This window comes from Limnospira platensis NIES-39 (genome assembly GCF_026000695.1).
In the GTDB taxonomy this organism is placed as follows: Bacteria; Cyanobacteriota; Cyanobacteriia; order Cyanobacteriales; family Microcoleaceae; genus Limnospira; species Limnospira platensis.
Genome location: NZ_AP026945.1, coordinates 1,319,404 through 1,344,419, shown reverse-complemented (window position 1 = coordinate 1,344,419; position 25,016 = coordinate 1,319,404). Strand labels below are relative to the sequence as shown.

General features: G+C 42.2%; 27 protein-coding genes. 14 read left to right on the top strand and 13 right to left on the bottom strand.

From position 1 onward, the window contains the following. Positions 1–32 precede the first annotated feature (32 nt). The 11 genes from N39L_RS06780 to N39L_RS06730 all read left to right on the top strand — a co-directional run bounded on the left by N39L_RS06780 (position 33) and on the right by N39L_RS06730 (position 10,300). A complete protein-coding gene (locus N39L_RS06780; RefSeq protein WP_006617066.1) occupies positions 33–491 on the top strand; it encodes a DUF29 domain-containing protein in 459 nt (152 codons plus the stop codon). Between the two features lie 34 nt (positions 492–525). Then, positions 526–900 (top strand): nucleotidyltransferase family protein, encoded by a 375-nt coding sequence (locus N39L_RS06775; protein WP_231852112.1) that lies wholly within the window; start codon positions 526–528, stop codon positions 898–900. Next, positions 887–1,393 (top strand): ribonuclease toxin HepT-like protein, encoded by a 507-nt coding sequence (locus N39L_RS06770; RefSeq protein WP_014274707.1) that lies wholly within the window; start codon positions 887–889, stop codon positions 1,391–1,393. The genes N39L_RS06775 and N39L_RS06770 overlap by 14 nt, the downstream gene beginning before the upstream one ends. Before the next feature lie 79 nt (positions 1,394–1,472). Continuing rightward, positions 1,473–2,249, top strand: a complete 777-nt coding sequence (rfbF, locus tag N39L_RS06765) for a glucose-1-phosphate cytidylyltransferase (RefSeq protein WP_014274706.1) — start codon at positions 1,473–1,475, stop codon at positions 2,247–2,249. Beyond that, the gene (locus N39L_RS06760) at positions 2,246–3,241 is read left to right on the top strand and encodes a GDP-mannose 4,6-dehydratase (RefSeq protein ID WP_014274705.1); all 996 of its coding nucleotides are present in this window, start codon (positions 2,246–2,248) and stop codon (positions 3,239–3,241) included. Before rfbF ends, N39L_RS06760 begins: the two co-directional genes overlap by 4 nt. After that, the gene (locus N39L_RS06755; RefSeq protein ID WP_014274704.1) at positions 3,238–4,473 is read left to right on the top strand and encodes a class I SAM-dependent methyltransferase; all 1,236 of its coding nucleotides are present in this window, start codon (positions 3,238–3,240) and stop codon (positions 4,471–4,473) included. The genes N39L_RS06760 and N39L_RS06755 overlap by 4 nt, the downstream gene beginning before the upstream one ends. After that, complete coding sequence (gene rfbC / locus N39L_RS06750; RefSeq protein ID WP_014274703.1) at positions 4,470–5,006, top strand: dTDP-4-dehydrorhamnose 3,5-epimerase; 537 nt, start codon at positions 4,470–4,472, stop codon at positions 5,004–5,006. The genes N39L_RS06755 and rfbC overlap by 4 nt, the downstream gene beginning before the upstream one ends. A gap of 24 nt (positions 5,007–5,030) precedes the next feature. After that, positions 5,031–5,846 (top strand): NAD-dependent epimerase/dehydratase family protein, encoded by an 816-nt coding sequence (locus N39L_RS06745; protein ID WP_014274702.1) that lies wholly within the window; start codon positions 5,031–5,033, stop codon positions 5,844–5,846. Positions 5,847–5,857: 11 nt separating this feature from the next. Next, a complete protein-coding gene (locus tag N39L_RS06740; RefSeq protein ID WP_014274701.1) occupies positions 5,858–6,919 on the top strand; it encodes a class I SAM-dependent methyltransferase in 1,062 nt (353 codons plus the stop codon). Then, positions 6,909–7,655: a cephalosporin hydroxylase family protein gene (locus N39L_RS06735; protein WP_014274700.1), complete on the top strand. Its 747-nt coding sequence runs from the start codon at positions 6,909–6,911 to the stop codon at positions 7,653–7,655. The genes N39L_RS06740 and N39L_RS06735 overlap by 11 nt, the downstream gene beginning before the upstream one ends. Positions 7,656–7,816: 161 nt before the next feature. Next, positions 7,817–10,300, top strand: coding sequence for a glycosyltransferase (locus N39L_RS06730; protein WP_014274699.1), 2,484 nt, complete (start codon positions 7,817–7,819; stop codon positions 10,298–10,300). A gap of 1,089 nt (positions 10,301–11,389) precedes the next feature. On the opposite strand, the gene N39L_RS06725 is transcribed toward N39L_RS06730, so the two are convergent. From N39L_RS06725 to N39L_RS06710, 4 genes are all read right to left on the bottom strand, one after another. Further along, complete coding sequence (locus N39L_RS06725) at positions 11,390–12,718, bottom strand: class I SAM-dependent methyltransferase (RefSeq protein WP_014274698.1); 1,329 nt, start codon at positions 12,716–12,718, stop codon at positions 11,390–11,392. A 50-nt stretch (positions 12,719–12,768) separates the two neighbouring features. Then, complete coding sequence (locus N39L_RS06720) at positions 12,769–15,003, bottom strand: O-linked N-acetylglucosamine transferase, SPINDLY family protein (RefSeq protein ID WP_014274697.1); 2,235 nt, start codon at positions 15,001–15,003, stop codon at positions 12,769–12,771. An 84-nt stretch (positions 15,004–15,087) separates the two neighbouring features. Beyond that, complete coding sequence (locus tag N39L_RS06715) at positions 15,088–17,316, bottom strand: O-linked N-acetylglucosamine transferase, SPINDLY family protein (RefSeq protein ID WP_014274696.1); 2,229 nt, start codon at positions 17,314–17,316, stop codon at positions 15,088–15,090. A gap of 228 nt (positions 17,317–17,544) precedes the next feature. Continuing rightward, the gene (locus tag N39L_RS06710) at positions 17,545–18,042 is read right to left on the bottom strand and encodes a type IV pilin-like G/H family protein (RefSeq protein ID WP_014274695.1); all 498 of its coding nucleotides are present in this window, start codon (positions 18,040–18,042) and stop codon (positions 17,545–17,547) included. A 255-nt stretch (positions 18,043–18,297) separates the two neighbouring features. Between N39L_RS06710 and N39L_RS06705 the strand changes: the two genes are divergently transcribed. Then, entirely contained in the window at positions 18,298–18,483 is a 186-nt protein-coding gene (locus N39L_RS06705; RefSeq protein ID WP_014274694.1) for a hypothetical protein, read from the top strand. Between the two features lie 16 nt (positions 18,484–18,499). On the opposite strand, the gene N39L_RS06700 is transcribed toward N39L_RS06705, so the two are convergent. Both N39L_RS06700 and N39L_RS06695 read right to left on the bottom strand, forming a co-directional pair. After that, on the bottom strand, positions 18,500–18,928 hold the full coding sequence (locus tag N39L_RS06700) for a hypothetical protein (protein WP_006617497.1): 429 nt from the start codon (positions 18,926–18,928) through the stop codon (positions 18,500–18,502). Then, positions 18,928–19,137, bottom strand: coding sequence for a hypothetical protein (locus tag N39L_RS06695; RefSeq protein WP_006617498.1), 210 nt, complete (start codon positions 19,135–19,137; stop codon positions 18,928–18,930). The genes N39L_RS06700 and N39L_RS06695 overlap by 1 nt, the downstream gene beginning before the upstream one ends. 63 nt (positions 19,138–19,200) lie before the next feature. Here N39L_RS06695 and N39L_RS06690 point away from each other — a divergent pair, with 63 nt between their 5' ends. Both N39L_RS06690 and N39L_RS06685 read left to right on the top strand, forming a co-directional pair. Next, complete coding sequence (locus N39L_RS06690; RefSeq protein ID WP_231852110.1) at positions 19,201–20,403, top strand: AI-2E family transporter; 1,203 nt, start codon at positions 19,201–19,203, stop codon at positions 20,401–20,403. After that, positions 20,400–21,575 (top strand): homocysteine biosynthesis protein, encoded by a 1,176-nt coding sequence (locus N39L_RS06685; RefSeq protein ID WP_006617500.1) that lies wholly within the window; start codon positions 20,400–20,402, stop codon positions 21,573–21,575. The genes N39L_RS06690 and N39L_RS06685 overlap by 4 nt, the downstream gene beginning before the upstream one ends. A gap of 69 nt (positions 21,576–21,644) precedes the next feature. Here N39L_RS06685 and N39L_RS06680 read toward each other — a convergent pair whose 3' ends face one another. The 7 genes from N39L_RS06680 to patR form a co-directional block, all read right to left on the bottom strand. Beyond that, on the bottom strand, positions 21,645–21,827 hold the full coding sequence (locus N39L_RS06680) for a hypothetical protein (RefSeq protein WP_014274690.1): 183 nt from the start codon (positions 21,825–21,827) through the stop codon (positions 21,645–21,647). A gap of 168 nt (positions 21,828–21,995) precedes the next feature. After that, entirely contained in the window at positions 21,996–22,178 is a 183-nt protein-coding gene (locus N39L_RS06675) for a hypothetical protein (protein WP_014274690.1), read from the bottom strand. 168 nt (positions 22,179–22,346) lie between these two features. Continuing rightward, positions 22,347–22,529, bottom strand: coding sequence for a hypothetical protein (locus tag N39L_RS06670; protein WP_014274690.1), 183 nt, complete (start codon positions 22,527–22,529; stop codon positions 22,347–22,349). Between the two features lie 168 nt (positions 22,530–22,697). Continuing rightward, the gene (locus tag N39L_RS06665; protein WP_014274691.1) at positions 22,698–22,880 is read right to left on the bottom strand and encodes a hypothetical protein; all 183 of its coding nucleotides are present in this window, start codon (positions 22,878–22,880) and stop codon (positions 22,698–22,700) included. 168 nt (positions 22,881–23,048) lie between these two features. Then, the gene (locus N39L_RS06660; protein ID WP_014274691.1) at positions 23,049–23,231 is read right to left on the bottom strand and encodes a hypothetical protein; all 183 of its coding nucleotides are present in this window, start codon (positions 23,229–23,231) and stop codon (positions 23,049–23,051) included. Positions 23,232–23,399: 168 nt separating this feature from the next. Beyond that, positions 23,400–23,582 (bottom strand): hypothetical protein, encoded by a 183-nt coding sequence (locus N39L_RS06655; protein ID WP_014274690.1) that lies wholly within the window; start codon positions 23,580–23,582, stop codon positions 23,400–23,402. Between the two features lie 193 nt (positions 23,583–23,775). After that, on the bottom strand, positions 23,776–24,726 hold the full coding sequence (gene patR / locus N39L_RS06650; protein ID WP_006616430.1) for a heterocyst master regulator PatR: 951 nt from the start codon (positions 24,724–24,726) through the stop codon (positions 23,776–23,778). Between the last annotated feature and the right edge of the window lie 290 nt (positions 24,727–25,016).

Sequence of the window (25,016 nt, the reverse complement as noted above, 5' to 3'; positions counted from 1 at the left end):
AAAGGCTGATATAATGGAGGCATAACTTAACGATGCAACAGTTAAGCGAATCACTCAAAAGTCTATATGATACGGATTATCATCTCTGGGTTCTGGAAACGGTTAAACACCTCAAAAAAGGTGATTTTGAGGCGGTGGATTTAGAGAACCTAATCGAAGAGGTGCTAGACTTGAGTAAAAGGGATAAAAGAAAGTTGGCCAGTCTGTTGACTCTTTTATTTGAGCATTTACTCAAACTCAAATATTGGCATTCTGAAACAGACAATAATCCAAATCACTGGCGGCGAGAAATCCGTAATTTCCGTAAACAAATTAAGCGACATTTAAAGGATAGTCCCAGCCTCCAAAATTACCTATCCCAGGAATTAGTTGATATCTACGAAGATGCGCGAGAGTTGGTTTCTGATATTTCGGGTTTATCGGTGAGCGATTTTCCCTCGACTCCGATCGCCAACTTAGAGGAGGTGTTAGATGAAAATTGGTTTCCGTAAATTAAGGATATGAGGGTATAATTGTGGGGGAAAGATGATGAATCAGGAATTTGTGAATAGCGATCGCCTAGCCTATTGGAAAAAACGAAGAGCCCAGCAAGCGGCGCAAAATCAAAAATTAGCAAACCAGGCGCGATCGGATGTGGATATAATTGTAGAAATGCTGGTGAGTAAGTTTGGAGTGAGGCGGGTTATCTTATTCGGGTCGTTGGTGAGGGGAGGTTTTAGCGAAACTTCGGATATTGATTTGGCGGTGGAAGGGTTGAGAAAAAAAGATTATTTTTTGGCGTTGGCGGAGGCGAATGATTTAACGCGGCGATGGGTAGATTTGAAGCCTTTGGAGGATTTAGAACCACATTTTGGCGATCGGGTATTGCAAACGGGGGAATGTGTTTATGAGGGAGGTTAGTCCGAGTGAGTTACAGGAGTTAGCGACGGATATTGAACTAGAGTTAGCGCGTTTGGGAGAGTTGGAAAATGCGATCGTTCAAGTGCGCCAGGAAATCGATCGCTATCCGACACTATCGGGGATTTTTTATGAGAGTTTAGCACTGAAATTGCATAATTTTTATACGGGCTGCGAGAGGATTTTTCAATTGATTGTTTCTGAACTCAATGGTGCGTTACCTTCGAGTTTTGATTGGCACAAGCGACTCCTCAACCGCATGAGTGTGGAACGAGAAGGACTCCCCCCAGTTCTGAGTTCGGAAACGGTGCTGAGTCTCCGGGAGTATCTCGGTTTTCGTCATATAGTCCGCAATATCTACGGTTTTGAACTGGAGACGGAACGGGTGGAAGATCTTGTGCAAGGCTATTCTCAAGTCTGGCATTGTTTCGAGTCGGAAGTGCGGCGGTTTGTCCAGGAGTTACGAGAGTTGGCGGAACGGTTGGAGGAATGTTAAGTGTTGTTTCAGTGGCGGGGAGGCGATCGGTTTTGGGAAAAAATTGGGAATCATAGCAATGTCAGTATCTTGATGAATTATGAAAGTAGTAATCTTAGCAGGTGGTCTTGGTACTCGTCTTAGGGAAGAAACTGAATTTCGACCCAAGCCGATGGTTTACATTGGGGGTCGCCCCATACTTTGGCATATTATGAAAATCTACGCCCATTATGGGTTTCATGAATTTATTATTTGTCTGGGCTATAAAGGGAATATAATAAAAGATTATTTTTTAAATTATGAAGCAATGAATAATGACTTCACCATCTGCCTGGGTTGCAATAATCATATTGAATATCATCAGCAACATCAAGAACAAGACTTTAGGGTGACTTTAGCTAATACGGGTCTTAGTACAATGACCGGGGGTAGAGTAAAGAAAATAAAACAATACATTGATGACGATCTATTTATGCTAACCTATGGTGATGGATTGGGCAACGTCAATATTAAAAACTTAATTGATTTTCACAAATCCCACGGTAAGGTAGCTACAATTACAACAGTACGGCCTACTTCTCGCTATGGAATTTTAGACCTGGACAATAGCAGTCAAGTCATGAAATTTACAGAAAAGCCACAAGCAGAAGGTTGGGCTAGTGCAGGTTTTTGTGTATTTAATCGTTCTCTATTTGATTATTTGCCAGAAGATGACTGTATGCTAGAACATGAACCATTAAGACGTTTAGCAGTGGAAGGGCAATTAATGGCTTATCAGCACGATGGATTTTTCTTCCCAATGGATACTTACAGAGAATATCAGCAGTTGAATGAAATGTGGGAGCAAGGAAATTCACCTTGGAGGATCTGGAAATGACTAACTTTTGGCGCGATCGCTCTGTTTTTCTGACAGGTTGCACAGGGTTACTAGGTGGTTGGATGGTCACTGAGTTAGTCCAACGAGGTGCGAAGGTGACAGGTTTGGTGCGAGACTCAGTGCCCCAGTCTCGCCTGTATACCGACAACTGGAGCGATAAAATTAATATAGTCCGTGGCTGTGTTGAAGATTTACCGACTATCGAAAGAGCGATCGCAGAATATCAAGTAGATACAGTGTTTCATCTAGGCGCTCAAACTCTTGTGGGAGTAGCAAATCAAAACCCATTAGGAACTTTTGAAGCTAATATCAAAGGAACCTGGAATATACTAGAAGCCTGTCGTCAAGTTGGCGGTGTTAGTCGCATTCTGATTGCCTCCAGCGATAAAGCTTATGGAGACCAAGAAATTCTACCATACAACGAAACCGCACCATTACAAGGACAACATCCCTATGATGTGTCTAAAAGTTGTGCTGATTTAATTAGTCGGACATATTACGTTTCCTATGGTTTGCCAGTTTGTGTAACCCGATGCGGTAATTTCTACGGTGGTGGCGACTTAAACTTTAATCGCATTGTCCCCGATACCATTAGGTCAGCTTTACGAGAACAGCCAGTTACTCTCCGCAGCGACGGCAGTTATATTCGGGACTATTTCTATGTCAAAGATGGCGTATTAGCTTATTTGCACTTAGCCGAACAAATGGAGAGAAAAGAGATTTGGGGTGAGGCTTTTAATTTTAGTAATGAACTGCAAATTACCGTCTTAGAATTGGTGCAGAAAATCCTAGCCGTGATGAATAAGAATTATTTGCAACCCGTGATATTAAATCAGGCAAAAAATGAAATTAAGCATCAGTATCTATCGGCGAAAAAAGCCAGAAAAATGTTAAGTTGGCAACCTCAATATAGCTTAGAATCTGGTCTAAAGGAAACCATTGATTGGTATCAAAAATTTTTACATACACAGGAGAAACCAATTAAATCATGACCGGCAATTGTAGATTTTGTCAAACTCCCCTCAAGCACACCTTTGTAGATTTGGGTATGTCTCCCATATCCAATGCTTTTTTGAAACCAGAACAGCTTAACCAAGGCGAAAAGTTTTATCCTCTCCATGCTTATGTTTGTGACAACTGTTTTTTGGTTCAGTTAGAAGAATTTGAAACTCCCGATGCAATTTTTTCTAATGATTACGCCTACTTTTCTTCTTATTCAGAAACTTTCCTGCATCATGCCGAAAATTACACCCAGATGATGAGAGAGAGGTTGAGATTTAATTCCGAGAGTTTGGTCATTGAAATAGCTAGTAATGATGGATATTTATTGCAATATTTCCAAAAGCAAGGAGTCAGGGTTTTGGGAATTGAACCAGCAGCTAATGTGGCTCGTGTCGCCGAGTCTAAGGGGATTCCCAGTTGGGTCAAGTTTTTTGGAACAACCACGGCTCAGGAAATAGTGCGACAGGAGAAACAAGCGGATTTACTAATTGGTAATAATGTGTTAGCTCATGTTCCTGATATTAATGATTTTGTAGCGGGGATGAAAATAGCTCTCAAGCCGACTGGAATTTTCACAATGGAGTTTCCCCATTTGTTGAAACTCATGGAATGTAACCAATTTGATACAATTTACCACGAACATTTTTCTTATTTATCTTTTTTGACTGTTGAAAACATCTTTGCATACCATGGTTTAACCCTATTTGATGTTGAAGACATTCCCACTCATGGGGGTTCCCTAAGAATTTATGGCAAGCATGACAGCAATTCTAATTATGAGGTGACTGACCGCTTAAATAATTTTAGACACAAAGAAATTCAAGCTCAATTAAATCGAATAGATACTTACTTGGGATTCGCCGAAAAAGTCAGGTCAACCAAACGCCAATTATTACAATTTTTAATCAAGATTAAATCTCAATGTCAAACAATTGTGGGTTATGGGGCACCAGCCAAAGGTAATACCTTGTTAAATTACTGTGGCATTGGTACTGACTTTATTGATTATACTGTAGACCGTAGCCCTCACAAACAAGGATTATTTTTACCCGGGACTCATATTCCCATTTATCATCCTGATAAAATTTCAGAAACCCGCCCCGACTATGTGGTAATTTTACCTTGGAATATTAAGGATGAAATTATGGAACAGATGGCTCATATTAAAGATTGGGGCGGTCAATTTTTGATTCCCATTCCCCAGACAGAGGTGGTTTCATGAAGTTTACAGAAACTGAACTCAAAGGAGCCTACATTGTCGAACTTGAACCGATTCAAGATGAACGTGGTTTTTTTTCTCGTTCCTGGTGTCAAAAAGAATTTGCCGAACGTGGCTTGACTTCTAATCTAGTTCAGTGTAATATTTCGTTCAACCGGCATAAGGGAACTTTGAGAGGAATGCACTACCAAGCCAAACCTCACGAAGAAGCCAAGGTAGTTCGATGTACAATGGGGGCAATTTATGATGTAATCATTGATATTCGTCCCGATTCCGCAACCTTTAAGCAATGGGTAGCTGTTGAACTAACGGCTGAAAATAGAAAGATGCTTTATATTCCCGAGGGGATGGCTCATGGTTTTCAAACTTTGACGGACAATACAGAAGTTTTTTACCAAATGTCAGAGTTTTATCATCCCGAGTCGGCCAGAGGACTCAGGTGGGATGATCCAAGATTTGGCATTACGTGGATTCATAATAATCCCATAATGTCAGATAAGGACAAAAATTATGATCCTTGGAATATCAAAAATTAATTAATTTATGAGACAAGAATAATTATGACTTCTATTGCCATTACCGGAGCCAGTGGATTTGTAGGTAAACAGGTTATTAAGTATTTATTAAGAAAGCATCATGATTTACGAGTAATAGTTCGCGATGGAAAAGAACTGGATTTTGTATCTAACATCGAAATAATTAATACAGAAGATTTATTCTCTCAATCTTTGGAAAATTTAAAAGAGATGGTTAAGGGAGTAGAAACATTAATCCATATTGCTTGGTATACGGAGCCTGGCAAATATCTGACTTCCCCTTTAAACATAAGTTGTATGATGGGAACCTTAAATCTCGCTCAAGCCTTTAAGCAAGCTGGAGGCAAGCGATTTGTTGGAGTTGGAACTTGCTTTGAATATGACTTAAATCGGGGCTTTTTAAATACTGATACCCCCTTAAATCCTCAAACTATTTATGCAGCTTGTAAAACTTCTACTTTTCATATATTAACACAATTACTACCAACATCAGGGGTTGAATTTTTGTGGTGTCGTTTATTTTATCTTTATGGTGAAGGAGAAGATTCAAGGAGATTGGTTCCCTATCTCAAAGAAAAATTACAAGCGGGAGAGGTTGCGGAACTAACCAGTGGCAATCAGATTCGGGATTTTATAGATGTGCAAGAAGCTGGTAGAATGATTGCTGAGGTAGCCCTAAGTTCTACTCAAGGAGCTGTGAACATTTGCTCTGGAGTTCCAATTACTGTACGTCAAATGGCAGAAAGAATTGCCGACGAATTTGGGAGACGAGATTTACTTCATTTTGGAGCACGACCTGATAATCTTGTGGATCCACCTTGTATAGTTGGTGTTAAATAAAATATTGGAATATGACACAAAAATCAGCAACTAAATTACTCTATGATATTCACGAATTGCCTATTTTTCAGAACCGTATGTATGATTCTGAGGCAGAAGCCAAGGCTTGTCCAAAAGGAAATATTCGGCTAGTAGAGGATTTGCAAACAGGATTAGTTTATAACGAAGCATTCTGCCCTAATTTAGTCCAGTATGATCGACACTATCAGAATGAACAAGCTCTAAGTCCTATTTTTCAAAAACACTTGCAACAGGTGATCTCAATCATTGAGAGGTTAGTTGGAAAGGAAGATTTAGTAGAAATTGGTTGTGGCAAAGGTTTTTTTCTGGAAATGTTATTAGAACAAGGGTTTTGCGTGAAAGGCTTTGACCCCACTTATGAAGGTGATAATCCCCATGTAGAGCGTAAGTATTTTACTTCTAATCTTGGGTTTCGGGGACAGGGGCTGATTTTACGCCATGTTCTTGAACATATACAAGATCCGGTCAATTTTCTTTTTCAGTTAAAAGATGCTAATGGAGGCAGTGGAAAAATCTATATTGAAGTTCCTTGTTTTGAATGGATATGTCAACATCGGGCTTGGTTTGATATTTTCTATGAACACGTTAACTATTTTAGATTATCAGATTTTAATCGTTTATTTGGAAAAGTGATCGACAGTGGGAAATTGTTTGGAGATCAATATATTTATGTGGTGGCAGAAATAGCTAGTTTACAGTTACCGAAAATAGATGTTCACGACCAAGTTAGTTTTCCATCAAACTTTCTCAAAAGCTTAACAAAATTCCCCAAATTTAACAGAACAGGAGTATGGGGAGGTGCTTCCAAAGGAGTTATTTTTGCATTATTTAAATCCCGCATCGGACAAGCTGTTGATGTGGTAATTGATCTTAACCCCGCCAAACAAAACAAATATCTTCCGGCGACAGGAATTCAAGTGCGATCACCAAAGGAAGTGTTTGCTCTTCTACCCAAGGGTTCAACTTTATTTATAATGAACTCTAACTATCTCGAAGAGATCAAAAAAATGTCCAATTACTTTTTTAATTACATAACCATCGATGATGACTAATTTTAACAACGAAGTGCAAGCCAGAATTGCAGAAATCCCCAATAATCTTGAATTGTGTGAATCCGCTGATGCTTTTATCAAAGCTTCTACACTACCAAAATATTCCTATAACTTTTCTTGGTTGGGTCGGCCAATTATCCAATATCCTCAAGATATTGTGGCGATGCAAGAATTAATTTATTCAGTGCAACCCGATCTAATTATTGAAACTGGGATTGCTCATGGTGGTTCGCTGATTTTTTCTGCTTCCATGTTAGAACTGAATGCTATTTGTGGCGGTCCCCAGAATGCTGAAGTATTAGGGGTTGATATAGATATTCGTCAGCATAATCGAGAGGCAATTGAAACCCATCCCATGTTCAAACGTATTTCCATGATTCAAGGCTCTAGCATTGACCCTGAAATTATTAAACAGGTCAAAGAAAAGGCATCAGAAAAAGAAAAAGTTTTGGTTTGTCTTGATAGTAATCACACTCATGATCATGTTTTGGCTGAGTTAGAAGCCTATGCTCCCCTAACCTCAGCGGGTAGTTATTGTGTGGTTTTTGATACTGTTATTGAAGATTTACCTGATGATATGTTCCCCGATCGCCCTTGGGGGAAAGGAAATAATCCTAAAACCGCTGTTTGGGAATTTCTGCAAACCAATAAACGTTTTCAAATTGACAAAAATATAGATTATAAGTTACTGATTACTGTGGCTACCGATGGTTATTTAAAATGTATTCAGGAGTAGAAATAATGGACAAGCGTATTCCGAGATATGAGCCTTATATTAAAATGAAAGGGACTATCTAACCCATGTAGTGAATGGAATCACCTGAGCATGGGCATAGTTACAATGGCTGTCGTGAATTCACTATCACACATGACTTTTTAGATAAAAAGTAAATAATCATGAATCAAAAATCTCAAAACATCAAAGCGTTAGTCAGTATTGGTTTACCAGTTTATAATGAAGAAATTTTTCTGGCACAAACTCTCAACTCAATACTTGAACAAGATTACCAAAATTTTGAGTTAATCATCGCTGATAATGCCTCCACTGACAACACTTCAGTAATTTGCCAGGAATATGCTAAAAAAGATAGCCGTATACGCTACTGCCCCAATTCTACTAATATCGGTGCAGCAGGTAATTTTGAAAAAGTAGTAGAATTAGCACGAGGAGATTATTTTGTCTGGGTATCAGGACATGACTTATGGCATAGTCAGTTTCTCTCTCTTTGTGTTGAAAATATGTCTCAAGATGATTCTATGGTTCTGTGCCATCCGCAAGCTATGTGGATTAATGCAGAGAGTCAGCCATTAGGAATGATACCGGGTTCTGTTGACACAAGAGGATTAGACACTATATCTCGTGTTAATGTAGTTTTATGGGGATTAGGATATTGCTACCCCGTCTATGGCTTGATTAAACTATCAACTTTGAAGCAAGCAACATTAGGCCTCAAAATAATTGGTCCTGATGTTCTTTTATTGGCGGAATTATCTTTATTTGGAACTTTTTCTCATATTCAACAGCCATTGTTGTATATTCGGCGCATGGCTGATTTTGGAGATTGGAATAGATATATTGAGAAAGTTTTTAATCAGCGTTTATCAGAATTGTCTGCAACTCAATTATTTTGGGAAATTATAGAATCCCATGTTCAAGTTATTCTCAAACATATTGAATCCTCACCTGAAAAAAATTCGATAACAATTTCGATTGTAAATTGTTTATTGACAAAATATCAATGGATATTAAATACTATGGTTTCATCTAATTCATCTGGTACAATCAGAGAAGACGATTATCATCAGCGGATACTAAATTTATTTGATCAATCTCAAAAATTTAGCAATTGTTTAAACAATTTGATATTGTTAACTCCACAACAAAGTATTTCGGAAATAACTGCTCATGAAAATTCAGTACATAATCCAATAATCATTATTGATGGTGTATTTTTCCAACTCTATAGTACAGGTATTGCTAGGGTGTGGAGAACTCTTTTAGAAGAATGGGCAAACACAGAATTTGCTGCCCATATTATTGTATTAGACCGCGCCAATAGCGCCCCCAAAATACCTGGTATCCGCTATCTAACTATACCCGCCTATAGTTACAATAACACCGATGCTGATAAGCAAATGCTACAGCAAGTCTGTGACCAAGAAGGAGCCGATTTATTCATCTCCACCTATTACACCACCCCCCTATCTACCCCCTCTGTATTTATGGCTTATGACATGATACCAGAAGTGTTGGGAGGCAGTTTAAATCAACCCATGTGGCGAGAAAAACATCATGCTATCCGTCAGGCTTGTTCTTACGCTGCCATCTCCGAAAATACCGCCAGAGATTTAGTTAAGTTTTTCCCTGATATTAGCATCGAACAAATTACCGTGGCTCATTGTGGTGTCGCTCCCATTTTCACCCCAGCTACAGCCACAGAAATCAGCACTTTTAAACATAAATACGGCATTAGTAAACCCTACTTCTTGTTAGTTGGTGCTGGTAGTAACTACAAAAATGCCATCTTATTTTTCCGTGCCTTTGACCAACTTCACACCAAACAAGGCTTTGAAATCATTTGCACCGGTAGCGGTGTCACCCTCGCTAACGAATACAGACAATATACCTCTGGCACTGTGGTTCATTCATTAACACTAAGTGATGAAGAATTAAAAATTGCCTATTCTGGTGCTGTGGCTTTAGTTTATCCCTCCTTATACGAAGGTTTTGGGATGCCAGTTTTAGAAGCATTAGCCTGTGGTTGTCCGGTGATTACTTGTGCCAACGCTTCCATTCCAGAAGTCGCAGGAGAGGCGGCTATCTATGTTGATGCTAATGATGTTGATAGTTTAACAGATGCCTTGTGTGAAGTGCAAAAATCCCCAGTGCGTAGCTCTTTAATTACCGCAGGTTTGACACAAGCCAAACAGTTTTCTTGGGTGAAAATGGCGGAAATTATGAGTTCAGCTTTAATTCAGGTAACTTTAGCACGTCTAAATCTTCAGAGGGTGAATTTTATTATTTTTCCCGACTGGTCACAATCAGAAGAAACTGTCGGATTAGAATTACAAGAGGTGATTAAAACCCTCGTTAATCATCCCGATAAAGCCGAGATGACCTTATTGATAGATAACAGCAACATTACCCCAGAAGAGGCTGATTTAGTCTTATCTAGTGTGGCTATGAACTTGTTAATGGAGGAGGAAATAGAGTTTGATGGTGGGCCGGAAATTGTCTTGGTTGGCGAGTTGAGTCCCATGCAGTGGTCGGCTTTAATTTCTAAGTTACAGGGTCGGATTAAATTAGACCATGAAAATCAGGAGGTAATTGATAAGCTAAAAGTTGATACTATTCCGGTAGTTGAACCCGATAATAATTAATAATTAATTGTAGGGGCGGGTTCTGCCGTCAATTACTTATTCCCCACGACCATATTAATAAACCCGCCCCTCTTTGCCGTCAATTATCAATTCCCCACGACCATATTATAGCGGTTCGGTGGATTGGTGAGGTACTTTTCAAAGCCCCTCTCCCCTATTGGGAGAGGGGTTTGGGGTGAGGGCTGTACCTTATGGATATGAGAAACGCTATAATAAACCCGCCTCACTGTTTCGGCTGAGAAACCCGGTTTCTTCACCAGGATATGGCAGCGGTGCGTCAGATGAAAAAAATTTGCCGTTGACCCGATAGGTTATCCCTCTGACGCACCCTACGATATGTGTAATAATTAATAATTAATTGTAGGGGCGGGTTCTGCCGTCAATTACTTATTCCTCACGACCATATTAATAAACCCGCCCCACCGTTTCTAATGTAGGGGCGGGTTCTGCTGTCAATTATCAATTCCCCACGACCATATTAATAAACCCGCCCCTCTGCCGTCAATTATCAATTCCCCACGACTATATTATAGCGGTTCGGTGGATTGGTGAGGTACTTTTCAAAGCCCCCTTCGACAAGCTCAGGACAAGCCTCTCCCCTATTGGGAGAGGGGTTTGGGGTGAGGGCTGTACCTTATGGATATGAGAAACGCTATAATAAACCCGCCTCACCGTTTCGGCTGAGAAACCCGGTTTCTTCACCAGTTGATATGATGTTGGGTTTCACTGCGTTTCACCCAACCTACCGTTTCTTCACCAGTTGATATGATGTTGGGTTTCACTGCGTTTCACCCAACCTACCGTTTCTTCACCAGTTGATATGATGTTGGGTTTCACTGCGTTTCACCCAACCTACCGTTTCTTCACCAGTTGATATGATGTTGGGTTTCACTGCGTTTCACCCAACCTACCGTTTCTTCACCAGTTGATATGATGTTGGGTTTCACTGCGTTTCACCCAACCTACCGTTTCTTCACCAGTTGATATGATGTTGGGTTTCACTGCGTTTCACCCAACCTACCGTTTCTTCACCAGTTGATATGATGTTGGGTTTCACTGCGTTTCACCCAACCTACGGTTTTTAAGAGTTTAGCCACAACGTTCTAACAGCACATATAAAAATGGGTCTAGGGTGTCTAATAACTCCTTAATTTCATCCCTGGCTTTTTCGTGGCTAACAGGTTCTAGGGTAATGGGGTCTATGGGTCGAATTTGCTGCCACCGCTGCACTAACTCCTCAACAGTACAAACCCTCTCCCACAGTGGTAATAAACAAGCTGCTATGCCACTATCAAGATGAATTGGTAGAAAAACAGGTAACTTGATATACTTGCTAATTTCAAAGGGTTTGTGGTTGGTAATGCAATTAATTAAATCTTCCCGGGACTGGGGGTTAGCTAACTGAGGATGTAGGCTGACTCTGGCGGTTTGCCAGTCCGAATCACTCCATTCGGAAACCGGGATAAAATCTTGACCTTGGTGAGGATGACCACACCAAAAATCTAATAAACGGTGCATGGGTTGCAGGAGTTCAAATAAATGTAACCTGTCTTCCGTAGACATTTCCGCCAAACCCAACCCGAGAAAAACAGGTAAATCATCTTCATCCTTAAACAAATCCGTAATTTCCCAATGTCGCCAATTTATCATACTGATAAACTCTAAATCAGCAGCTTTCAAGGCGGCAAAAACATCGGGGATAGTGAAACCTTTATCACCCAGCAATAGATGATTACTTAAAAGATACTCTTCTAATTCAGCCTTTTGTGTGTTCCAGGTTTGCTGTTTAAGCAATACCTGGTCTTTAATAGATTTCATGGTTTCTCGTGCCATTTCCATCTGCATTTCTCCAGGTTTTTCATCCATTAACCCAATCATTTTAAAAAATTCCTGGAATTTAAAATAGTTTTGGCGTTGGAAAGCACTGTGTAGATTGGTTCTAATAATACCATCGGGTTTTAGCACCGATTTCATGGCTTGCAACCCTTCTACGATATCCGGTAGTAAGTAGAGAACTTCATCATTATTAATATAATCAAACTCCCAACCTAAGCTGGGTAATTCCTCAATATACATGGCATGAAATTCGGCATTTTCTATGCCATGATATTTCAAGCGATTCCGGGAGGCTTCTACGGACTTTTCGGATATATCAATACCCACAATTTTAGCACCAGGATTAGCTAATGCTAATGCCAAAGCCTTATATCCACTACCACAGCCAGCATCTAAAATAACTTTACCTTCGGTTTTAATAACCTGTTGGTTTCTTAGATAATAGGGAGTCACCAAGTTATGAATATAAAGGCGTTCATAATCAGTCTGGGGGGATTCCTCTACAGGGATTTTAGGATACTGGGTGAAGTCGAACTGCTCCCGAATTTTCCGTTGTAGGTCTGATTCATTTATGATTGACATTGGGATTTAATCTCCATCTAATTTAACACGGGGCTCAAATAGCCTATATGCTAACAACCGCCACCGTCAATATACCGCTGCCACATTTCCTGATAGGCTTTCTCCATGTCGCGGGTGAACTGCTTACCATTCCACAAAGGAGCAGTCCGCCTAGACTTGTGTAGTTTCCAGGAGATATCTTGGCGGAGTCTTTCATCGGTTCCCAGACGAACCCCCCACTCCACATATTCCTCATCAGTCCAAGCAATACCCTCGGTGATACCAGCATTCATCATCATTGTATAACTATTACGGGCTGCAAACTGTTCCCCCACCCTAGTCACCAGAGGAATACCCATCCACAGGGTTTCCATTGTGGTGGTTGCGCCGTTGTAGGGGTAGGTATCCAGCACCACGTCTGCTATAAGTAAATTAGCGCGGTGTTCTTCTTCCCATTTTACTGGCGCAATAAATTTAATTCTCTCCCTAGTGATTCCCTGTTGATTGGCGATGTCAAAAAAGAACTGATTTAAAGAATCTTGTTGACCAAATCCCTTGACTAAAAAATAACTATTGGGAACTTCCCTTAAAATTTCCAATTGCAACTTGGCGATGTGGGGATTGTACTTAGGGCCTCTTTGCAACCCTAGATAAACTATTGCATCATCAGGAATTGCTAAATCTGCACGGGTAATGGTGGGTACAGATACTTCAAAACCATCAACAGCTAAATAGGTTTGAGGTAGCCTCCAGATAGTTTCCTGATAATATTCTTGAGCATTTTCTGGTAACACATAGGGATCAGCAATAAAATAATCAACTGTTGGCACTGCTGAAGCATCCCAACCGAGCCAAGTCACTTGTATGGGAGCTGGTTTAAGTGCCATAATTGCACTCATATTGGAAGTAGTCAAGCTATCCAAATCTACTAATATATCTATTTGATCAGCATAAATTTGCTCGGCTAATTCTAGCTTGACAGAACTATATTTATGTATGTGGTCAGAGTTAGCAATATACCATTCTTGAATCTGATCGTAAAACACTCTTGATTCGGTCATGTAAGTATAAATTTCAAAGTTATGGCGATCGCCATATTTCCATAAACTACGAGCCAGCCAACCGACCGAGTGCCTCCTAAAACAAGATGAAACATACCCAATCTTTAGTTTCCTGGGGGATGGTTGTACCCCCTGACGCAAACTGGTATGGCGACCCCTAAATTTGGTAATTAGCTCCGGAAAGGCTATTTCCACGTTAGATTGACATACCTGACAAATTTGTTGTCTGATCGTGATATTTTCCCGAGGATTATCTACTATATAGGGAAAATAAAAAGAGGTTGTATAAAGACAAACTCCCATTGATGAAGTACCTAGATTCTTAGGATGTTCAACAATCAATTGGTCAATTAATAGCTTGTGTTGTTCCCAAAAATCCCACAGTTTATCCCAGTATCCACCCGCAGTGAGTAGGGCTTTGAGAATGCTGAAACTTTGGCAAAGTTTTTCCGGTATAGTTTCCACCACTGAATAGGCGCGTTGGGCATATTCTATACCTTGAGCATAGTCCCCCATATCAGTAAATATTGCGGCCACAGAATTAATTAATGCTCTACTTCTTGGTGCTAACTGTAAACCCATCTGGCATAACTTTATGGCTTGCAAATGTTCATGTGCAGTACGGGCTAAATCACAGGCTATATCTATAATAACTCTGATAAATTCTTCCTCATTAGTAACATAAGGGATAATCGCTGTTAGCAACTCTAAAGATGAGGGTTCTAGGGTGGCAACCTGCAAGACTTTTTCAGTAACTCTGATTAATAAATCCTGATTAATATTTTCACTCAAGGAGCTATTCTGTAAGATGTCAATAATTCCATAGTCTTTGATGATATCTGGGGTATAAGCATTAATGGCAATTGACAAATCAATTAAAGCCAGCAAATTATTAATGTCTGTGGGATTCAGTTCTCTAAGATGTTGGCGAATCACCCAGGCTAATTGATAATTTGATAATTGGGCTTGTCGATTAGCTTCTGTGTCGAGAATATTACTTAATTCATCACTCCAATACTCAACCGGTTCTATATCTTCCTCATTGATAGCTAACAACCAGGTGATTTGAGCTTCTTCCTCTTGACCTTCTAACAGCAACATCAAACCCAGATAAAAATAATAATACTTATTATTAGGTTCTGCCTCAATAGCTGCTTCATAATATCTAATCGCCTGTTGGTATTGGCAATTATCGAGATATTTTTGGGCTTGCTGACGCATTTCGGCTACTAAATCACTGGTCATTTTCACAATACCTATTATCCTTGAATTCAATTGATGCTGGCTCATCAACTCCTGGGAGTCATGAGACTATGAAAAATTGATAATTTATGATTGTCCGCTAGTATATATTTTCCACATTTCCTGATAGGCTTTCTCCATCTCGCGGGTGAACTGCTTACTATTCCACAAAGGAGCAGTCCGCCTAGACTTGCGTAATTTCCAGGAGATATCCTGGCGGAGTCTTTCATCGGTTCCCAGACGAACCCCCCACTCCACATATTCCTCATCAGTCCAAGCAATACCCTCGGTGATACCAGCATTCATCATCATTGTATAACTATTGCGGGCTGCAAACTGTTCCCCCACCCTAGTCACCAGAGGAATACCCATCCACAGAGTTTCCAGGGTGGTGGTTGCGCCGTTGTATGGGTAGCTATCCAGCACCACATCTGCTATAAGTAAATTAGCGCGATGGGTTTGCTCGGTCGATACTGAACCCGTCAGCCGCAACTGTTCTGAACTAACTCCCTGTTCTTCTGCTAACTCAAAAAACAGACCGGCGATAGATTGCTCTTTATCGAATCCCTTAATTACCAAATAACTATTGGGTACTTGTTTCAGAATTTGCATTTGCAATTGGGCTAGTTCTGGGTTGTATTTCGGCCCCCTTTGGGCGGTAAAATAAACAATGGCATTTTCGGGAATATTGATATCCTCTCTTCGCAAACTGGGAATGCCGACCTCGAAGCCACCGACGGCCACATAGGTTTGAGGTAGTCGCCAGATGGTTTCTGAGTAATAATCCTGGGCATTTTCTGGCAAAACATAGGGGTCAGCAATAAAATAGTCAACGGTGGGTATAGCAGAGGCATCCCATCCCAACCAGGTGACTTGTACAGGTGCGGGTTTAAGTGCCATAATGGCGCAGGTATTGGTTAATGTCAGGCTATCTAAATCAATGAGAATATCAATCTGGTCTTCAGAAATTTGCTCGGCAACTTCTGTGCTTACTATTCCATATTGATAAGACTTGTTGGCTTGTTCTGCATACCAGTTTTGGAGAGCATCTTGTCGATTTTCTGCCCCAATCATATAGGCATAAATTTCAAATTTATCGCGATCGTGATGTTGAAATAACCAGCGAGATATCCAACCCACAGAATGCCGCCGGAAACAATAAGATATATAACCAATTTTTAGGGGTTGATTGGTCGCGGATTGATGGCGTTTCTGTAAATTCCGGGCTTGATATGTGGCGATATTTTCTGCCTGAGCCGTTTCTAAGTTGGCTTGGCAAATTTGAGCAACTTGGGCTTTTATTTGTGAGTTGACAGCAGGTGAATCTCTAACATAAGGAAAGAAAAAGCTGGTATTATATAATTGCATAACCCCAGTTCCCAAGTCTAGGGGCGGGTCTTTCAGCATAGCATCCAGCAATGATTCCTGATGGTTGACCACCTCTCGCACTTGCTTTGTGCATCCCCCTTGAGACATCAGACCACTGATCATAAAATTGCTATCCAGGGCTTGCTGATCTGGGGATTCAGTGAGATGATAGGAACGTCTGGCATATTCAATGCCATGGTCATACTCGGTTAATTGAATACAAAATTGAGCCAGAGCCCTCAGCAACTCTTGATGATGCGGTGCCAGGTTCAACAACAACTCTCCATAGCCCTTGGCTATACCTATTTCACCAAAGGAATAGGCAATATCGTATAATTTAGGGATTAAGCTAGTGACAAACTCCGGTTGCTCACCAAGATGGTTAATCACCGCCTCTCCCAATTCCAGAGATAGGGGATTAATTGCATCTACAACTAGGAGTTTTTTCCACAGGTGCAGTAGTAAATCTGGATTGACATTGATGGACTCCTGTTGCAGTAAGGGAACCAGTCCATATTCTGCGATCTCATTTCCGGTATAGGTTGTCAGGGTAATTGACAAATCAATTAACTTTAATATATTATCAATACCATGGGGGTTTATTTCTAAAATGTGTTGGCGAATCCCCCAAGCCACGGAATAGTCTTCGGCGGAGGTTCGTGCATCGGCTTCTGATGATAGCACCTCGAGTAAGTCTATCGTCCACTGGTCAATCTGTTCTGGGTCTCCATCACTCATCGCCACCAGCCAGGTGGTCTGGGCTTCTTCCTCCCGCTCCTGTAGCAGCAGGGTTAACCCCAGTTTCCAGTAATTATATTTATAGTCGGGATTGAGATTGATGGCTTGTTCATATAAAATGGCTGCTTGTTGATAATCCCTTTTATGCAAGTAAATATCAGCTTCTGCTGATAAAATATTCTGCTTTTCCGACATCTGATTATCAACCATAGTCCCAGCGATAAACTCAATTAGTTATTTTAAAACAAAATAGGTAGCACTACTGTACTACCTATTTACAATACTCTCAAGTGGCCTCAGTTTCTGATTTTATCAACAAGAGCAATATAGTTATGGCTTTAACAGTGTCACCGTATGCCATCTCTCCATCTTATAGTTGACGATGGGGTTAAAGACCCTAGCTGACTCCATCTGAAACCTAAACTGCTAGATTATCTGTTAAATTTCTCTAAAAGTACCACAACTATTAGCGCCCGCTGCAAACTTTGCCTCGGTTTCTGCATCAGGCGCTTCGCACAGTTTAGCCAAAGTGGTACGCTCCCCTCCTGCTGTAGTACCTACCCAGACCAGACCACCATAGTCGCGGAGATTAGCTATACCGTTGGCATTAACCACCGCACCAGAAGCATTAGCGAGTAGATTATAAGTGTAGTTTGCTGTTGCGCTGCTGACACCCAGACCCAGTTGAGTTATTGAGGTAGTAAACTCGCCAGTTTCCATCAAACGCGCTTGTTGAGCCCGGTTGATTGAACCAACGTATGTTTTAGCTTCGGACTCCCTGGCTTTGTTAGCTTGGTTTAAGAAGGAAGGCAGAGCGATCGCCGACAAAATACCGATAATGATAATTACAACTAACAGTTCGATTAAGGTGAAACCACCGTCTCTTTTTTTCTGAGAGATATGTTGCAGGAATTTGGCTTTAAGTTCAGTTTTCATAATTCGTTCTCCTCGGGGTGAAATGAGGTTATTTGTTTTCTGTAGTTCTAACTTACCCACCTCGATCGCAAATCATATCACCTGCCACAAAATTTTTTTTCAATTTTTCCGGGAAATCGTGTATCGCCCACCCAGTGGGGAATACCGACTAAGGCGGTTGGGGTGACTGGGTGTCAGACATAGGGCTTAGGGGGTTAAGGCCGCCACCAATTGGTAAAATATAGGCGATCGCATCCCATCGCATCCTATATATAAATGGACAACAAACTGTTATTGGTGGCCAAAATCCTGATCCTATCCCTAGGGCTATCCTTACTGATCAAATATGGCGGGCCAAATTTCGCCATTCCCGAAACCAATGCGATCGCTCTTTTCGCGGTTCTATTCCCCTCTTCCCTGCTGGCGGTTCTGTTGTCGTGGCGAATCTGGCTAGTCAAATAAGCAAACCGGGGACCAACTAAACCTCAGTCGGTTTCTTTTGGGACTCGTGCCATTGCTCCAACCGCTTCTCATCCCCAGCGAACCCATCTACAGACACTCGACGCTCTGGCATAGGTTGCACAGGACCATTAACAGGGCTATATTTGCAAAAGCAAATCACGATCATATCAAACTCAGCCATAGACACATCAGGAGAGTAACTTTCTACCCTAGTTACTTCCCAGTCACCCTGACGATAATGGGTGCTGTAGCCATGTTCAGTGGGATTATGCAACCCATCAATACGAATAAACTCCCTCGGTCGATATCCCAACTCAGGAATAGGTTGATCAGAAGAGTCGAAATGTTCAGCCAAAATTCTAGTTAAACCCTGGGTATGTTGGAGTTTACGTTCTTTCCAACCAGGTTCACCCTTATCAGCCCGAAAAATGATGTATTTTCGCATCAATCTTCCTCCTTATCAGTTTCATTATAGGGCCGAGGAAACTCCGTTTTCCCCAGAAATACGCAATCAACCTCAAGGATAGGATCTGAGGTTACCTCAATTCGCACAAGATTCCACCCATATTTTCGTTCCATATCCTCGCAGCATCCTTCATCTACCGCTGCGTGGCGAGATATATTTTCCTGTTCATCATATCTGGGTTGCGTCATAGGTAGCTGGCTGGCTTTGGTGGAATCCCACCACAGAATCTAGTATTCTATGATAGATAACTATTGTACAGGCGATCGCCTGTAGAAAAGCAAATTCTCTCACCCTCAACAGTCGCAATGACCCTAGGTACATGGATAGGCTTCACAGCTTTCTTAATCGCTATATACATCCTGTGGCGGATTAAACAAGCCCTGCTGATGATTTTCGCCGCCGTCGTCCTAGCCACCGCCTTAAACCGTCTCACCCGTCAATTCCAGCGTCTGAAACTACCGCGATCGCTTGCCGTCTTCCTATCCATTAGTCTATTCTTCTTAGGGATTACCATCGGCTTTTTATTGGTAGTCCCCCCCCTAATCAACCAATTAGAACAACTAGCCAAACAGGTCCCCGCCGGTCTCGAACAAGGTCTAAAGCTGCTGAACCTGTTAATTGACTATTTACGCACCGACCTCAACGGACCCTTACGGGAATATCTATCAGAAGTCAGTCGCGACCTGAGACAGATCCGCATCGAACAAATTATCCAACAAGCCCAAGCCCTCAGCAATCAATTAATCGGCGGTTTTGGGGTCGTCGTCGGAACCACAGTAGAAGGATTAGTCAGCATCTTATTAATCCTCGTCCTCACCCTCATGCTTTTAGCCGACCCCCAAGCCTACCGTCGCAGCAGCTTACAACTAATTCCCGCCTTTTACCGAAGGCGAATGAACGACATTCTCGATACTTGCGAAATAGCCCTAGGTCGTTGGCTAATCGGTGCCTTACTCAACATGATTGGTGTCACCCTACTAACAGTAGTCGGCTTGTGGATACTGAGAGTCCCCTTAATTTTCGCCAATGCCATTCTCGCCGGACTCCTCAACCTAATTCCCAATATAGGTCCTGCTGTTAGCGTCATTCCCCCAATGGCGATCGCCCTTTTAGACTCCCCCTGGAAAGCCACATTAGTAGTGATGTTATATATCATCATCCAGCAAATCGAAACCGCCGTAATCATGCCTTATTTAATGGCTCACCAAGTCTCCCTACTACCAGCCATCACCCTTCTCGCCCAAGGATTTTTCCTCACCTTCTTCGGATTTGGCGGACTCATCTTAGCCCTTCCCCTAGCCGTTGTCGGTCAAGTTCTGATCAAAGAAATCCTGATTCGAGATATCCTAGATATTTGGGATAATCCCCCTCCCCTGAAACCCGTCACCGACCAACCCTCACTCCTAACCAGTGAAACCCTCCCAGAGCATAATCCCAGGAATAATCACCAGTGAAAACCATAGCCGAAATCAACCACAAAATCAATCAGCAGCAAGCCATTGTCTGCACCATCGAAGAACTCAAAGCCAGAGTCAAAGAAACCAGCATCAGCCAAGTCGCCCAAGAAGTCGATGTCATCACCACCGGAACCTTTGAACCCATGGAATCTTCCGGTGCAATTATCAACCTCGGACATACAGACCCCCCCATCAATATTCGCACCTGCTGGCTTAACGGTGTACCCGCCTACAGTGGTTTTGGCGCAGTAGATATATATATTGGCGCTACCCAAATGGTCAAAGAAGGAGACGAACCCAGCGATCGCGGTGGCGGTCATGTTATCGAAGATTTAATCGCTGGAAAAACCGTCCATCTTCAAGCTGTTGGTACTCCCTCCGACTGCTACCCCCGAAGTTCCCTAGAAACCTCCATTAGCAAAGAGACAATTAACCAGTTTTATCTATTTAATCCCCGCAATTTATACCAGAATTTTATCATTGGCGTTAATGGTGGCGATCGCCCTTTATTTACTTACCTCGGACCCCTACAACCATTTTTAGGTAATGCCGTTTACTCCAACTCTGGCGCGATATCTCCCCTATTCAATGACCCCGACCTACAATTAATCGGCATAGGAACTCGCATTTTCCTGGGGGGAGGAATTGGATATATTACCTGGGAAGGAACCCAACATTTCCCCATCCAAAAAAGATTGCCTAACCGCACCCCCATAGGACCCGCCGCCACCCTCGCCGTTATCGGGGATGCCAAACAAATGAACCCCTATTGGGTGCGAGGCTGCTATTTTAAACAACACGGACCCTCTCTCATGTTAGGCATTGGCATTCCCTTACCTGTGCTTAACGAAGAAGTGGTTTCCCGCGCCACTATTGCTGATGAGGATATTGTCGCCCCAGTGGTCGATTTTGCTATCCCCCGCCGGGTTCGCCCTACTTTCGGTTTGGTAACATACGCTCAACTCAAAAGCGGTCGTATCCAAATTGAGGGTAAAACCGTCCGCACCGCCCCCCTCGCCAGTATTTCCCGCTCTCGACAGGTGGCGGAGGAACTCAAGGAATGGATAGAGTCTGGCAATTTTACCCTCACTGAACCTGTCGCTCCTATCCCTATGGACAGGTCTTTTATCCCCCAAGATATTTGGGGTTCTCAAATACGTTTAGATTGATTTTATCCCCTCCTCCGACTATAGCCATGACTTATCGATTTAGGCAGACAATTTTAAACATTGAATCAGTCACCACAAATTTCCGGGGAAATAGTCATCATTTGCGTCACGAGAGAATCGGCACTTGACACCGTTTTGGGGTTCTGATAACATAACGTTATATGTGAAAATACCTTTGTTGTATCTATAGGGACTCTGTAGCCGATTTCCGGTAGAAAGCGATCGCCTCAAACCTGCATTTTCTCGCCTCACCTACCCCACCCATAACCCTCACTCTGATTCGTGAATTTGCTGGCGATGCACGAGTTTTTTTTGGGCGTTTTCAGGGGGGATTGACAAAATTACTAAAATGTGCATCCTCAACCGTTGCCATAGCTGTGACTTATTTATTTCGGGAGATAGTTTTAAACATTGAATCAGTCACCACAAATTTCCGGGGAAATAGTCATCATTTGCGTCACGAGAGAATCGGCACTTGACACCGTTTTGGGGTTCTGATAACATAACGTTATATGTGAAAATACCTTTGTTGTATCTATAGGGACTCTGTAGCCGATTTCCGGTAGAAAGCGATCGCCTCAAACCTGCATTTTCTCGCCTCACCTACCCCACCCATCACCCTCACTCGTATTCGTGAATTTGCTGGCGATGCACGAGTTTTTTTTTGGCGTTTTGAGGGGGGATTGACAAAATTACTAAAATGTGCATCCTCAACCGTTGCTATAGCTGTGACTTATTTATTTCGGGAGATAGTTTTAAACATTGAATCAGTCACCACAAATTTCCGGGGAAATAGTCATCATTTGCGTCACGAGAGAATCGGCACTTGACACCGTTTTGGGGTTCTGATAACATAACGTTATATGTGAAAATACCTTTGTTGTATCTATAGGGACTCTGTAGCCGATTTCCGGTAGAAAGCGATCGCCTCAAACCTGCATTTTCTCGCCTCACCTACCCCACCCATCACCCTCACTCGTATTCGTGAATTTGCTGGCGATGCACGAGTTTTTTTTGGGCGTTTTCAGGGGGGATTGACAAAATTACTAAAATGTGCATCCTCAACCGTTGCCATAGCTGTGACTTATCGATTTCGGGAGACAATTTTAAACATTGAATCAGTCACCACAAATTTCCGGGGAAATAGTCATCATTTTCGCCACGAGAGAATCGGCACTTGACACCGTTTTGGGGTTCTGATAACATAACGTTATATGTGAAAATACCTTTGTTGTATCTATAGGGGCTCTGTAGCCGATTTCCGGTAGAAAGCGATCGCCTCAAACCTGCATTTTCTCGCCTCACCTACCCCACCCATCACCCTCACTCGTATTCGTGAATTTGCTGGCGATGCACGAGTTTTTTTTGGGCGTTTTCAGGGGGGATTGACAAAATTACTAAAATGTGCATCCTCAACCGTTGCCATAGCTGTGACTTATCGATTTCGGGAGACAATTTTAAACATTGAATCAGTCACCACAAATTTCCGGGGAAATAGTCATCATTTTCGCCACGAGAGAATCGGCACTTGACACCGTTTTGGGGTTCTGATAACATAACGTTATATGTGAAAATACCTTTGTTGTATCTATAGGGGCTCTGTAGCCGATTTCCGGTAGAAAGCGATCGCCTCAAACCTGCATTTTCTCGCCTCACCTACCCCACCCATAACCCTCACTCTGATTCGTGAATTTGCTGGCGATGCACGAGTTTTTTTTGGGCGTTTTCAGGGGGGATTGACAAAATTACTAAAATGTGCATCCTCAACCGTTGCTATAGCTGTGACTTATTTATTTCGGCAGACAATTTTAAACATTGAATCAGTCACCACAAATTTCCGGGGAAATAGTCATCATTTGCGTCACGAGAGAATCGGCACTTGACACCGTTTTGGGGTTCTGATAACATAACGTTATATGTGAAAATACCTTTGTTGTATCTATAGGGGCTCTGTAGCCGATTTCCGGTAGAAAGCGATCGCCTCAAACCTGCATTTTCTCGCCTCACCTACCCCACCCATCACCCTCACTCGTATTCGCGAATTTGCTGGCGATGCACGAGTTTTTTTTGGGCGTTTTGAGGGGGGATTGACAAAATTACCAAAATGTGCATTAGGGACAATTAAGGAATTGCCCCTAAGTGTGTTAGACAGACCGAGAGGACTGTGGGCTGTGATATGTAAGCTATTGGCCGGGTCTAACTAATCTTGGGTTTTAGGAGATTTTCGGGGAATAGGTTTTGGCGTGGGGGAACCGGAAGCCGAAGTGCGGCGGGGCTTAGTATCAGGACGAGGCGATCGCGGGAAACTGCCCCTGGGTTTACCTGGTTTAAACGGTCTTTTACCCTTAATAGGTAAAGCCCCGATATCGTGGCTTTCCTCAACCACTAAATCACTACCAATCAGACGTGCGTGAAGGTCTATAAAATGTCCGACAGGTCGCAGACCCACCATCCCCAGTAATTTTAATTTAAAGAACTTGGGTTTTTCGTTTTCATGACGAGAGGATTGTCGGATTTTGACGATCGCATATTGAGGGTCATCCTGAGACTGATAAACAATCTCACCTCGAATCGAAAAATAACCATGTTCAATATCCGGTAAAGCCTGATGCTCTGGGGAAATATCCGGCGATATCTTATCAACCGCCATAGAGTCATCATCAGATTTAGTCAGGGTGTGTGGTTCCCAAACTCCCATAATTTGCACGTGCAGATCATCTTGTTTCTGGCGAGTGCGAGGATAAACCACCCAGAGATGTTCAGCCTCTAGGTCAATATGTTTTTTAACCAAACTCATGACCCGTCCTAACAGAACCGCATCAATTTCCGCACCCTCGACAGTGCGAAGAATGCCTTGAGTAAACTGTTCACCCGAAGCATGATAACACCCGCGCACCAAACCGATCGCCCTATATTGGCGAGGCTCACTAGGGGGAGGTATAGGGTGAACTAAACCATCATCTTCATCTGATAGCTGTTTAACATGATTATCTGGGGTAGATAAAGGGGTATTTTCAGTCAAGTTAGGCACTGCCGCATCATCTATCTGTTCAACTAGAGAACTTTCCGCCTCTGGCTGATCAACACCTGGTTGGGGTGGGATAGGGGGGGAATCGGGGACTTGGGGGAATTTATTCGGAGAAGGACTCATAAAACCTCAGAGTAGGAGAAACATACCATGCCAAACTGCATGATTTTCTAGGTGATACAGTACCATCAGAACCTAGTCGGCGTTAATCAAGTCAGATATTCGGGTAAATAATACCCGAATAACCGACTCCACATCAACAGAACTAGACCTATCGGTGGCTAGGATAGATTACAGCTCATCAGGTAGCACTATGGCGATCGCCTATTTGATAGCAATTACACCAATGTGCCTATTGTACTAAATCCCATGGGACAACAGGAAATCCGTCACCCATTCCGGTGATCCGTTCT